Annotated in this window: 7 protein-coding genes and 1 tRNA gene; all 8 read right to left on the bottom strand. The window is 62.0% G+C overall.

Going from position 1 to position 12,915, the window contains the following annotated elements; all coding sequences use genetic code 11:
- Positions 1-88: 88 nt before the first annotated feature.
- The gene (locus MON38_RS21480) at positions 89-1,438 is read right to left on the bottom strand and encodes an alpha-amylase family glycosyl hydrolase (protein ID WP_241938214.1); all 1,350 of its coding nucleotides are present in this window, start codon (positions 1,436-1,438) and stop codon (positions 89-91) included.
- 101 nt (positions 1,439-1,539) lie between these two features.
- Complete coding sequence (locus tag MON38_RS21475; RefSeq protein WP_241938213.1) at positions 1,540-3,768, bottom strand: T9SS type A sorting domain-containing protein; 2,229 nt, start codon at positions 3,766-3,768, stop codon at positions 1,540-1,542.
- A gap of 72 nt (positions 3,769-3,840) precedes the next feature.
- Entirely contained in the window at positions 3,841-5,031 is a 1,191-nt protein-coding gene (locus tag MON38_RS21470) for a T9SS type A sorting domain-containing protein (RefSeq protein ID WP_241938212.1), read from the bottom strand.
- 268 nt (positions 5,032-5,299) lie between these two features.
- Positions 5,300-6,928 carry a RagB/SusD family nutrient uptake outer membrane protein gene (locus MON38_RS21465; RefSeq protein WP_241938211.1) on the bottom strand — a complete coding sequence of 543 codons (1,629 nt, stop codon included), beginning with the start codon at positions 6,926-6,928 and terminating at the stop codon, positions 5,300-5,302.
- Positions 6,929-7,034: 106 nt separating this feature from the next.
- Complete coding sequence (locus MON38_RS21460) at positions 7,035-10,082, bottom strand: SusC/RagA family TonB-linked outer membrane protein (RefSeq protein WP_241938210.1); 3,048 nt, start codon at positions 10,080-10,082, stop codon at positions 7,035-7,037.
- 486 nt (positions 10,083-10,568) lie between these two features.
- The gene (locus MON38_RS21455) at positions 10,569-12,167 is read right to left on the bottom strand and encodes a DUF6377 domain-containing protein (protein ID WP_241938209.1); all 1,599 of its coding nucleotides are present in this window, start codon (positions 12,165-12,167) and stop codon (positions 10,569-10,571) included.
- Between the two features lie 159 nt (positions 12,168-12,326).
- Positions 12,327-12,409, bottom strand: a tRNA-Leu gene (locus tag MON38_RS21450).
- Positions 12,410-12,417: 8 nt separating this feature from the next.
- Positions 12,418-12,909 carry an HNH endonuclease signature motif containing protein gene (locus MON38_RS21445; protein ID WP_241938208.1) on the bottom strand — a complete coding sequence of 164 codons (492 nt, stop codon included), beginning with the start codon at positions 12,907-12,909 and terminating at the stop codon, positions 12,418-12,420.
- Positions 12,910-12,915 lie beyond the last annotated feature (6 nt).

Genomic DNA, 12,915 nt, shown 5'->3' with positions numbered 1-12,915 from the left:
ACCGGGCGCGAATAATCATTGGGCAGCGGGCCAAAAGGGGACTCGGCTTTCTTAGCCACTCAGCAAATAGCCGCGGCGAACCGGCCAGCTACTTTTTCAATACCAGGTACTGATAGGGTTGCAGCGTGAGGTGTTCCAGTTTGGCGGGCTGCCCATCGAAGGCATTGTGCCAGCCCGTGCTGCCGACAGCATTTGGAACCAGATAGTTCACGGTGGCATTGCGCAGGTTGGCCAGCACGAGCACCTGCTCGCGGCCGGCCGTTTTGGTGAAAGCACATATGTCGTCGGTGCTGTACGAGGCCAGCGCGCCGTTGCGCACGGCCGGGCTGCCGTTGCGGAATTTCAGCAGGCGCTGGTATTCGCGGGTGAGCGGCGGGTTGGGCGTCCAGTCGATGGGCCGGCGCGCGCCCATGAAAGGCACCCGCTCGGCGTAGCCCACCTCCTGGCCGTTGTACACCATGGGCACGGCTTTCATGTAGGCCGCCACCACGAAAGCCGCCATGGCCCCGCGCTGGTTGCCAAACAATTGCGTGGGCGTGCCGTCCCAGGCATTGATGTCATGGTTGGAGGTGTAGCGCAGCATGCGGGCGTTGGCCGGCGCGTTGCGGTAGTTGGCGGTATTCACCGAATCGATGAGCCTGACGCTTTTACCCTTTGCGAAGATATCGCCTTTCAGCACGTTCATGAAGCCAAAGTCGTAGCACAGGTCGAAGCCACCTTGCAGGTAGTATTTCTTCTTGTCGCCCTCGGCCAGCAGCAGCAGCTTGTGCTTCGGAATGGCGCGCAGGTTGGCCATTGCGGCCGTAAAGAATTCCTGCGTCGGACCGTCGGCGTAGTCGAAGCGGTAGCCGTCGATATTGGCCGCGAACACCCAGTAGCGCAGCGCCTGCAGCATGGCGGCGTGCACTTCGGGCTTGGCCCAGTTGAGTTGGGCAATGTCCTTCCAGTCGAGTATCGGGTTCACGATGTTACCGGCCGCATCGTGCACGTACCAGTCGGGGTGCTCGGTTATCCAGGCGTGGTCGAAGCTGGTGTGGTTGCCCACCCAGTCCAGCATCACGGCCAGGCCGCGGGCGTGGGCCGCGTCCACCAGCGTGCGCAAATCGGCCAGCGTGCCAAACTCGGGGTTCACGGCCGTGTAGTCGCGCACGGCAAACGGCGAATCGACGGCCCGCAGCTTGCCAATCGGGAAAATGGGCATCAGATACACCACATTCACCCCCAGCGCTTTAATGGAATCGAGCCGGGCCGTGACGGCCGCGAAGTTGCCCGCCTGGCTAAAGCCCCGCATGTTGACTTGGTAAATGGTGGCGTCGCGGCCATCGGGCACACCGGCGAAGGGGCGGCCGTACTGGGCCGGGTCTTTATAAGCAGCCTTTGCCGAGGTTTGGGCCGCGGCCGAATTAGCGCCGGCCAGACCGGCTAACAGGAGCAGCAATAAATGGAAGGAGTATTTTTTCACTTAGCCAATTAGTTGAATCTGTATAACTTGAACAGCCCGGGGTACTGGCCAATACCAACGCCCCGGGCCGCCCGCCGCTACCGCCGCACCTCTACCCGGCGGCTGCTCACGCCGGCCGCCGTTTGCAGGCGCAGCAGGTATACGCCATTGGCCACATCGGCTACGTTAAAGGTGAAAGTGTTGCCGATGCCCTTCTGCTCGGCTACTACCTGGCCCAGCAGGTTCAGCAGCGTGGCGTGTACGGCGCCCACCGGCCCGGCCAGTCCCCCGAGTTGCACCGTCAACAGGTCAGCGGCCGGGTTCGGAAACACGCCTACTTCGGGCGCGGCGGCCTGCTTGCCGGCAGCCAGCGCCGTGGCCACCGGCGCAAAAGCCACGCCCCGGAAGGACGTATTGACTGGCAGCGGTACGAAAGGCGCGGGCAGCGCGGCCGTGCTGGGCGCTGCATTGTAGCCCGCCTGGTCGGTCACGCTATACAGGCCGCCGCCGCCGCTGGCAATCAGCTGCACGGCCGCGCCGGTGCGCTGGCCCGTTAGGCCGCGCAGCAGTGCCGTGGTGCTACCGCCAATGGTGCCATTCAGCGTCCAGGTACCGCTCACGAGGCTCCACTTCTGGATGCCGCCGGTAGCTGCGTCGTCGGTCACGTACACCACGTCGAGGCCGGGTACGGTCGTGCTCAAGTCGGCGAAGTAAAAGCCGTAGGGGCTGGGGCCGGTGGCCGTGGGGAAGCCCGGCAGCAGCGTCACGGCCGCGCCGGCCGCGGTGGGCAGGCCGGTACCAATCTGGTTCAGGCCGAAGTTGGAGCCGGTGGCCGAAGTGGCGTAGAGGTTGCCGCCGGCAATGCCCAGAATGCGGAAGTTTACCACGGTGCCGCCGCTCAAGGCCGTCGTGGCCCCCGCGTTGCCAAAAGGCACGTAGCGGATGCCGCTGTTGCCGCCCGACACGTAAAACGCGCTGCCATCGGTGCTCACCGCCGTGCGGATGTTGGTAGCCGAAAAGGCGTCGTTGATGCGGGTGTTGTCGTCCACGCTGCCATCGGCCCCGATGCGCGCCACTAGGCGGTTGTTGGTGGTGCCGCTGTTGGTGGTGCTCACGACGCCGGCCGTGCCGGGCGCGACGTTGTAGCCAGTCAGCAGCAGGTAGCGGCCATCGGCCGAGCGGGTAATGTTGTCCGAAGTCGCCGTGCCGCTGTTTGTGAAGGCACGCACGTTGCCGTTGTCGGCGGTGGGCAGTGCAATGCTGCGCACCAGCGCGCCGCCCAGCGTGTACTCATCCACAAATTCGGCAGTAGCGGCCGAAGTCAGCGCGGCCGAGCCGTCGCCCACCCGCACCACGGCCAAGTTGCCGGGCGTGAAGGCCGTCGCGTTGGTGGGCGACGATACCTGCTGGTAGGCCACAGCCTGCAGCGCCACGGCCTGGGTGGGCGTGATGCCCAACGCGGCCGCGGCTTGCTCGTTGGCCCCTAGGGTGCGCGGGTCCACGTTGGTGAGTTGGTAAAACAGCACCAGCGCGCTCAGGTAGCTGCCCGTGATGCTGGGGTGCACGTAGTCGACGTTCCAGAGGTTGACTTTGGCGGGGTCGGGCGTGTAGGGGTTGCGGGTGGCCACGCCCGTCGTGATGGCGCGCAGCCAGGCATCGCCCACCGAAGCCACGGCGGCAAAGCGGCCATTGGCAGCAAACTCGCGGTAGTAGCCCTTGTGCAGGTCGGCCGTCATCGTGTCGATGGGGAACGCCGAGTAGGGCTGGCCGCTGGGGTAGGTGAAGTCGGGGCGGCCCCAGGTTTCGTAGAGGTACACCTGCGCGGCCGGACTGGCCGCGTGAATGGCCTGCTCGAGCAGGTTGGCGTAGTTGTAGAACGCCGCCCGGCTGCCGCCGCGGGCATCGGGTACGGGACGGGTGCTCTGCTCCTGTAGCACCACTTTGTCCCAGCCCGCCTGCGCGATGGGGGCCAGCGCGCTGGTGTAATGGAACTGCAGCGACTTGCCGCTCACGGCCTCAATCTGCACGTTGTAGTTCAGCCCAGCCTGGTCGGTGAATTTCTTGAAAATGCCGGGCACGCCCCCAAAAGCCGGCTGCATGCCCGCGTCGTGGGCGCGCGGGTCGCCGGCGGGCAGGTTGTAGTTCAGGTCCGTCACGGCGCCGGAATTGTAGTACAGCACCGGCGTGTACTGGCCGTGCGTGAAGCTGTTGCCCACGAACAGCACTTTAATTGGGTTTTGCGCCTGGGCCGCGGCGCTCAGGCCAAGCGCAGCCGCTGCCAGCCCGAAGAAGCGCCGAGCGGCGCGTGGAGTAAAGAGAAAGGACATAGCGAAAGGGAAAAGAGACGGGAAATGCACTGCCGCTCCGCGGAGCAGTGGCTGCAACTATTTATTAATAAGCTATCGAGCCACTTCGAGGCGGCGGGTAGCCACCTTGTCGCCCACCTGCACCTTCACCAGATAAATGCCGGCGGCCAAATCATCCAGCCCCGCCCGCAGCTCGTGGAAGCCCGCGGCTTGCGGGGCGTTGAGCAGGGTGCGCACCTCGCGGCCCACCAAATCGAGCACGCGCACGGCCACCGGCTGGCTGCCGCCCAATACCTGGTAAGCCACGGTGGCCTCGCCCCGGCCGGGGTTTGGAAACACGCTCATGGCGACCACGGCGTCGTCGGCCTGGCGGGCGCTCAGCACCACCACGTTCAGCGAGGCGGCCTGGGTGCCGGGGAATCTGGTCTGGTCGGTGAAATCGGGGGTAAAGCCGATGTTGTTGAGGCCGCCTGAGTTCGTGCCGTTGCCCGCCGTTTCCGGAATAATATCCGACGACCAGTAGGCGTCGCCGCTCACGTAGGCCGCGAATACCTTCACAATGGATGCGCCCGAGGGCAGGCCCAGCGAGGTGCGGTTGAACTCGTATTCGAGGGCGTAGGAGCCGGCCCCGCCGCCGTTGGCGTTGCCCGGGTTGCCGCTGAGGCCCGTGGCCGAGCCCAGGTAAGCTACCCGCGTACCGGCAAACAGGCTGTACACCCCGGTAGTAGACGAGGCCGGCAGGGTGCTGGCCACGCCGTTGCTGGTAACCGGGGCGCCCAGCCCGTCGCCCATCGGCTTGGCAACGCCCGTAGTGGCGGTATAGATGGCCGCGTGTACATCATTCGTGCCCGTGGTGGCAATGGCAGCGTCGGCCTCCAGCTCCAGCTTGGTGCCGCCAATGCTGCCGGCCGGGAACGTGCCGAACACGGTAGAATTACCCGCAATAGCCGGCAGCGCCGTGCCTACCGGCACCCCGGAGCGGTTCGGCAAATCGAGGTACAGCTGGAAGTTGTTGCCGCTGGTTTCGATGGTGCCCGCCAGCGCCACGTAGAGCTTGGTGCTGCTGTTGGCGCCGTACATGCGCAGCAGGCCCGCGTTGCCGAAGCCCGTGGGGCCGCTGGCGGGGTTGTGCGCCGCGCTGAACGCGCCCAGCGAAATGTATTTGCCGCTCGAAGTACCGATTTCGTTGGCATTGATAACGCCGTCGAGCGTAATCTGGGCCTGGGCACTGAGCGAAGCGCCGGCGAGGCCGGCAACCAGAACGAGCGTAGAAGTTTTTCTCATGAGTGAAAACGTGTAATGGTTGAGTGGGAATGAAATCGGTTGAGCGGGCGCGCGCAGCCGCCGGCTGGTTTCGGACTTAGTGCCTGGTTCGCCTCGAAAAGCTGGCATTACCAGTGCCACCCGAGTTCCCACCCGGTTTCCCACCATTGGGCGAGTACCAGGCACCAAGTCCCAAACCGTATTTTGGCTGGTTGTTGGTTGCTCGTTGTCAGTTGTTAGCATTCAATTATGCCGAACAGCTGACAACGAGCAACGAGCAACTAATCCCTTAGTAGCCCGGGTTCTGCTTCAGCGTGGGGTTGGCCACGAGGTCGGTGGAGGGCAGCGGGTAAAGGTTGCGGTAGGTGGGCACGTTCTGGCCGGCTTTCACCCCGCCCTTCCACGGCCACAGGTAGGTGCTGCCCGTGAACTTGCCGAAGCGCACGAGGTCGGTGCGGCGCGCGGCTTCCCAGTACAGCTCGCGGCCTCGCTCTTCCAGAATGAAGTCGGCGGCTTTTAGCTCGGCAAGGCTCACGTGGCCGTCGGTGCCGCCAGCGGAGTTGTTGTAGGCACGGTCGCGCAGCAGGTTCACGTAATCCTGAGCTTTGGTTTCGGTGCCGCCCGTGCCGCCGCGCAGCACGGCTTCGGCATACATCAGGTACACGTCGCCGAGGCGGAAAAGCGGGAAGTCGGTATCGACGAAAATGAGCTGCGGGTCGTTGCCGTTGCCGCCGGTCGAGGTGCGGTTGCGCCACTTCGTCACGCCGTAGCCGTCGGTGAATAAGGTCAGGTCGTTGATTTCCAGGTTCTGGCCGTTGGTGAAGAACATGGCGCGCGTATCGAAGCCGCTGGCGGGCGTCGGGAATAGCAGGGGCAGGTTTTTGCGGGCGCGGTTGCCGGCCCAGCCGCTGTTCACGCCAAAGCCGCTGGCCAACATGCTGCCGCCCACCGCCGCGTGCACCAGGTAGGTGGTGCCGCCGTACACCTGCGAGGCCACGCCGTCGCTGGTAATCGGGAAGATGATTTCCGAAGCCGCCGTCTTGTTGTTGTCGGCCAGAAACAGCAGCCGGTACTCGGGGGCCAGCGCGTAGCTCGGCGTGGCCAGAATCTTATTGCAGTAGGTGAGGCAATCGGTGTAGCGGCCCTGGCCAGTGCCCAGGTACACCTCAGCATTCAGGTAGAGCTTGGCCAGCAGGGCCCAGGCGGCACCCTGGTCGGCGCGGCCGTAGGGGCTGGTGTGGGCGGGCTTCAGCAGCGGCTCAATGGCTTTCAGCTCGCTCTCGATGTAGCCGAACAGCGCGGCGCGGGTGGTTTGCTTGGGCAGGGCTTTGCTGGGCGCGTCGGCCTCGGTCACGAAGGGTACGTTGCCGTACAAATCGAGCGCGTGGTAGTAAGCCAGCGCCCGCAGAAAGCGCGCCTCCGCGCGGTCGAGGCGCGCATCATCGGCGTTGGTGCCCGTGATGCCGCGGCTGCTGAGCTTGTCGTCGGTGGTTTCCCGAATGAATTCGTTGCACAGCGCCACTTCGTAGAAAATACGGGTGTAGCTGTTGTTTATCAGGTCGTTGCTCGAAGTCCAGTTCGTGGTATTCAGCTCCTGCAACGGGCCGCTGTTCCAGGCCACGGCGGCCTCGTCGGTCACCAGGTCCTGCAGGTACCAGTAGGCGCGCATGTAGGAGGTTTCGCCTTCGTCCTTGCCCTGGCCGGCAAACACATCGGGCGAGCCTGAGTTGCCCGAGAGGTTGAAGCCGGCGTAGCACTTGGCCAGCACCTTGATGTAGTTGGACGGGTCGCGGTACACCGAATCGGTGTTCAAATCGTAAAACGGCGTGCGGTCGAGGTCTTTGTTGCAGGCCGTGAGCAGGCCAACGGTGAGGGCCAAAGCGAGGCCGCCGCGACGCAGGAAGGGGTGGGATTTCATGGGAGTTAGTTGTCAGTTGTTTGTTGCTAGTTGTTAGTCGTATGCGGGCTGCTCGTTGTGTTAAATCAGCTGACTAGCAACTGACAACGAGCAACTGACAACTGGACTAAAAGCCAATATTGAGGCCGGCCGTGACGGTGCGCGGCAGCGGGTAAAAGTTGCTGTCGATGCCCGTGGCGCGCTCGGGGTCGAGGCCCGAGTATTTACTGAGCAGCAGCAGGTTCTGGCCGGCCAGCGTCAGGCGCAGGGTGGTGCCTTCCTTCAGCAGGCTGCCGAAATCGTAGCCCAGCGTCACGTTTTGCAGGCGCACAAACGTGCCGTCCTCCAGGTTGATGTCGCTGAAAGGCTGTCCGCTTTTGAAGCCCGTGTTGTAGATGGCGGGCACCACGTTGCCGGCGTAGCCCAGCGTCGTGTTCAGGAAGTAGTAGTTGTTCTGGCCCGCCGTCACGTTGTTGTACACATAGCCGCCAATGTTGGAGCGCACCGTGAAGGCCAGGCTGGCTTTGCCGTAGCTCATGTTCGAGCTAAAGCCCAGAATGGCTTTCGGCGCGGGGTTCTTGCCATATACCTTGTCGCGCTCGTTGATGAGGCCGTCGCCGTTCTGGTCCACGTACTGGGCCACGCTGGCGCTGGCCGTGGGCCCTTGCAGCGGCTTGCCGCCCTCGTACTTCTGCTGGTACAGGAAGAAGGTATTCGGCGCGTAGCCCACCGCATTCACCTGCACAAACTGGAAGTTGCCCACATTGCCCGTGGGCGTGCCCAGGTAGTTGGGGTCTTCCACCTGGGTGAGCTTGGTGATTTTGCCCCGGTTCACCGTCGCGTTGAAGTTCACCGACCAATTCAGGCGCTGGCCTTGCAGCACGTTGTAGTTCAGGGCCAGCTCCACGCCCCGGTTTTCGAGGTTGCCAATGTTGGTGAGCAGCGTGTTGGACAAGTTGCTGCCGGCCGGCACCGGAATCACAGCCAGCAGGTCGCGGGTTTTGCGCAAATACACGTCTACCGAGCCGGTGAAGCGGTTGTTAAAGAAGCCGAAGTCGATGCCCGCGTCATACGTGTCCGTCTGCTCCCATTTCAGGTTGCGGTCGTAAGCGGCCGGTTTCAGCGTGCGAATGGTGTCGCGGCCAATAATCTGGCTCACCGTGGGCGAGCTCAGGCTGTATTTGGCCAGATAAGGGTAGTCGCCGGCCACGCTGGTAATGTCTTGCTGGCCGGTGCTGCCGTAGCTTAGGCGCAGCTTCAGGTCCGAAACAACCGCCGCGTCGGCCATAAACGCCTCTTTGTTAATGCGCCAGGCCACCGAAGCCGCCGGGAAATAGCCCCAGCGGTTCTCGGGGCTGAAGTGCGACGAGCCATCGGCCCGCAGCGTGCCCGTCACTAGGTACCGGTCGTCGTAATTGTAGTTGACGCGGCCGTAGTACGAGAGCAGCGTGTACTGCGTCTTGAACGGAAACTGCGCCGGCTCCAGCGGGTTAATGCGCGAGCCATCAGCCTTGTAGCTAAAACGGAAGGGCGAGTACGTGTAGAAGTCCTGGTACGAGTAGCCGGCCAGCGCCTCCACGCGGTGCAGGCCCAACTGCTTGGTATAGTTGAGGTAAGCCTCCAGCAGCTTGTTGTTTTTCTCCTGGCGGTAGTTGTTGTTCAGGCCCTGCGTGGAATAGGCAATGGGCGAAGCCGCCGCGATAGCCACCGTGCCGGCACTGCGCGAAATGTCGTAGCCCAGGTTCAGGTTGGCGTGCAGGTCGGGCAAAAAGTGCAGCTTGTAGTCGAACTGCACGTTGCCGATGCTGCGCAGCACCGTGCTGCGGTCGCGCTTGTCGTTCAGCAGCGCCACCGGGTTGCGGTCGGTCAGCGGGTTCGGAATCGCACCATCGCGCCACTCCTGGTAGCCGTTGAAGCCCGTGGGGCCGTTGTTGTAAATCGGCTGCGTGGGGTTGTAGCGAATGGCCGCCCCAATCGCGCCCTGGTCGGCAAAGCGGTAGTCGGCCCAGCTGCCCTTGGCATTCACGTCAATGCGCAAGTGGTTGTCAAACAGCCGCGGCGACAAGCCCACCGAAGCCGAATTCCGTTTCAGGTTGCCCGTGCGCAGCGTCCCATCCTGGTCGAGGTAGCCCACCGACACGCGATAAGGCATGTGCTTCACGCTGCCGGTCAGGCTCACGGTGTTGTCCGTCGTCCAGGCCGTTTTGTAGATGGCGTCCTGCCAGTCAGTATTGGCCGTGCCCAGAAAAGCTGTGTTGCTGGATGGAATGGTGCCCTGCGCTACCGCGTTGTTCAGCAGCGTGCGGTAGGCATCAGCGCTCAGAACGTCCACCTTGCCGTAGTTCGTGGCCCGCGATACCTGCGAGCTCACGTTCACGCGCATTTTCTCACCTTCCAGCCCTTTTTTGGTGGTGATGAGGATAACGCCATTGGCCGCCCGCGAGCCATAAATGGCCGTCGCCGACGCATCTTTCAGCACCGTAAACGTCTCAATGTCCTGCGGATTCACCAGCGCCAGCGCATTGCCCGCGCCGCTGATGCCCTGGTTGTCCACCGGCACGCCGTCAATCACGATAAGCGGGTCGTTGCTGGCATTCAGCGACGAGCCCCCGCGAATCCGAATCGTGCTCACCTCGCCCGGGGCGCCGCCGCCGGTCGTTATCTGCACACCGGCTACCTTGCCCTGCACCAATTGCTCGGGCGACGTTACCTGGCCCTGCACGAAATCCTTGGTCGTCACGGTCGTTACCGCGCCGGTCACGTCCTGGCGGCGGGCGGTGCCGTAGCCTACCACCACGGCTTCGCTTAGTGCCGTGGTGTTGTCGCTCAGGCGCGTAGTGCTCAGTTGGGTAGTCTGCCCTTCGGTTACCGTCACCGGCACACGGGCCGAGTTCAGGCCAACGAAGGAATACACCAGCGTGTAGGAGCCCGCCGGCACGTTGCCAATCGTGTAGGTACCGTCGGCGTTGGTTGAAGCGCCGAGCGTGGTGCCTTCCACAATCACCGTGACGCCGGGAATGCCTTCGCCCCGGGCATCTACCACGCGGCCCGAAACGGTGCCGCCGGCCAGTGCTATTGCTTCTGAAGTTCCGGCCAACCGGTTTGCCGGGTGGGCCCAGGTCGCGCCGATGGCCGCCATTCCCAGTGCCGAAGTCAGCAGGGATTTTCGGAGCAAGCGGGGCGTAAAAAGGGGTGGTAACAAGTGCCGCATGGGTGGGATTAGGGCTGGTGACAAAAAAGTGAGGGCCGTCGGGCAGCGCGTTGCTACGCCCCATTCAGCCTCTTTTCCTCCCATCCTACCGTCCGCTTTCAGCAGCCCTTTTTGGCGTCTTGCAGCAATCGTTTGGGGTGGGGAGTTGAGCAAAACTATCCCCGCTCCTCCCCCAGGTAAATTTGTCAAACCGAAGTATGAAAAATATTAACCCTATCAACCAAAACACACTTGGTTTATAATCAGTTACCCCCTAATTCAATCCTGAAAATATGAGCCTGATATAGGCCAAACGAAGCCTGATTTCCACAAAAAAAGGGGCCGAAGCCCCTGAAAATACCGCTTCACGCTAGCCGTTTCTTCGGTTGCCCGCGGCTCTTTCAGCCCCCATCTACCTCCTTGTTGATGGCCCCTGCTCAGCGGGTGAGCTACTACTCACCCCAGCATCTTTTACACCGCCTGAATGGCCTGCACCCGCGCCTCGAACTCCTCGTTGGGCAGCAGCGAGCGGTTCTTCACCCGCGTCTTGTATGTGTAAATTGTATTTATGGAGTAGCCCAGCATCCGGCTGATTTGTTCGCTGTCGGCAATGCCCAGCCGGATGAGCGCGAAGATGCGCAGCTCCGTGGTCAGCAGCTGGTCGTCGGGCAGCGCCACCCGGTCTTCCGGCCGAAACAGCTCGTTGAACTGCGCGATGAAGTTCGGAAAGAGCCGTAGGAACACCGTGTCGAAACCCTTCAATAGCTCGTTCCGCTCGGTCTTGATGTTCACACCATCCACCAGCTTTTGCACGCCGGCGTACTGCTTGCTGGCCAGTAGCGCCTCCACCCGCTTCTTCAGCGTCTCCAGCTTGTCGATGTACTGCGAGTTGTTGTGGAAGTAGTAGCCGATATACTCTTCCTTAATCTTGTTGGCTTCGTTCAGGCCGTTGTTCAGCTGGTGCAGCTCGCCGTTGCGGGCCAGCAGCTCACGGTTGGTGGCAAAAATCAGTTGGTCGGCTTTGCGCAGGCGGCGCAGTTGCCGTACGCTCACCACCGCAAAGCCAATCACCACGCCTGCCAGCAGCGTCATGATGATGGCGTAGGTTTTCAGCGACTTGCGCTGGTTCTCAATGATGTTGATTTTCTGCCCTTCGATGATGGACGACACGTGGCTGATTTCAATCTGCCGCTGCCGGGCCTTATAAAAGGTCGCATCCTCGCGCGCTTCTTTAATGAAAGTGTAGGCATTTTTCAAATCGCCCTGCCGGTAGCAGTAGTCCGAGAGCTTGAAGATGGCCGTGGTTTCCTTGGTGGCCGTCTTCACGTCGGCAATGGCCGACACCAGCAGCAGTTCAAACGCCTTTTCGGGCTGCCCGGCCAGCTCGTACACGTAGGCCGTGGTGCTGGCACTCACGGCCAGCTGGTGCAGCGTGAGGCGCGGCAGCCGCAGAATCTGCTCGTACACGGCCGCGCCAGCCGCCAGGTTGTTGGTCTTCTGCGCCCGAAACTCCCGTACCGACAAATCCTCGTAGGAACCGGGCCGGGCAAACTGCAGCGCCGTATCGGCGTAGGCCAGCGCTTTGGCGTAGTAAGCCGGTCGGTACGTCTGGTCCTGGTTAAAGTCGCCGAGGTCGCTGTAGGCGCGAGCCCGCAGGAAATAAAAAATCTGCTTATCGGCCGTCGTCAATTGGCGCGGGTCGATGCGCTCCAACGTTTCAAACGTCTCCTTGAACAAGCCCGACGAAAGCAGCACAAACGCCAGCTTCAGCTTGGCCACTTCAATCTTTTCGGGGTTGCGCAGCTGCGCCGCCAGCCGCGTAATCTTCTGGCAGTAAGCAAACGCCGAATCGTACTTAAACGCTTTATACTCGTCGTAAATCCGCAGCCCCAGGTCAAACTTCGTGTTATCGTTGACCTCTGACGACGCAAAATCCGCCGTGAGCACCGCAATGCGGTTCAGGCGCTGCCCGTCGTACTCCTTTTTATGAGCAATGGCCTGGTTAAGCTCCATTAGCAGGCTGTCGGCCGTGCCCGCGTCCGCCACGGCCCGCAAAGGCAGTACGCTCAACAGCAACCCGCAAACGAACAGAAAGAGCTTCACCAGATAAAAACCAGGCGGTGAGAAAGAGGAGCCAGCACCAAAAGTAACCATCAATCGGCACCGAGCCGGCACGCTTCCGAAGCAATAAAAAAAGTCCTGCCACGCGCGGGCAGGACTTTTTCTGTGTACCAGAGACGGGATTTGAACCCGTAAGCCCGTGAAGGCAAAGGTGTTTAAGACCTTCGTGTATACCGTTCCACCACTCTGGCATAGGCAGTTACGCCTTTTTCCTGCTTTGATTCCTGCCTCGATAACTATCGGTTAGCGCATGGCAATTGGGGCAAAGCAACTGCAAGTTAGCAAGTCGGTGGTCATTGTTGATGCCATTGACATGGTGAAGCTCTAATGGAATAGGCTCCTGCCGCCACTCAAGTAAGCCACAGCTCTCGCACTTGGCTTCTTTCAGTCCGTGTTCAATCAATCTGTTACGCAGCCGGTAGGTTGATGTATAGGTTGAATTCTCAACCAACACATTTTCCCAGGAAAAAGCCGGGCCGAGCATGCGGTACCGCTCCCCCTGATTCCAGGCTGCCCCCGTAAAGTGGCTGGTATCCAACCCCAGCCTGGCAATGCGGACGTGTACCGTTTTGTAGTTGCCGCCGGCCGGCACCAGCCCGATACGGCCCAGTACCTGCCGCACCGACAAGCTTTCGGCCACAGCCAGCCGGAACTCGTCGTCGGTGCTCAGGCATTTGCGGGTAGCAGCCACGTAAGC

This window comes from Hymenobacter cyanobacteriorum (assembly GCF_022631375.1).
GTDB lineage: Bacteria > Bacteroidota > Bacteroidia > Cytophagales > Hymenobacteraceae > Hymenobacter > Hymenobacter cyanobacteriorum.
The sequence above is the reverse complement of the archived record's forward strand: the minus strand, read 5'-3'. Positions and strand labels throughout refer to the sequence as shown.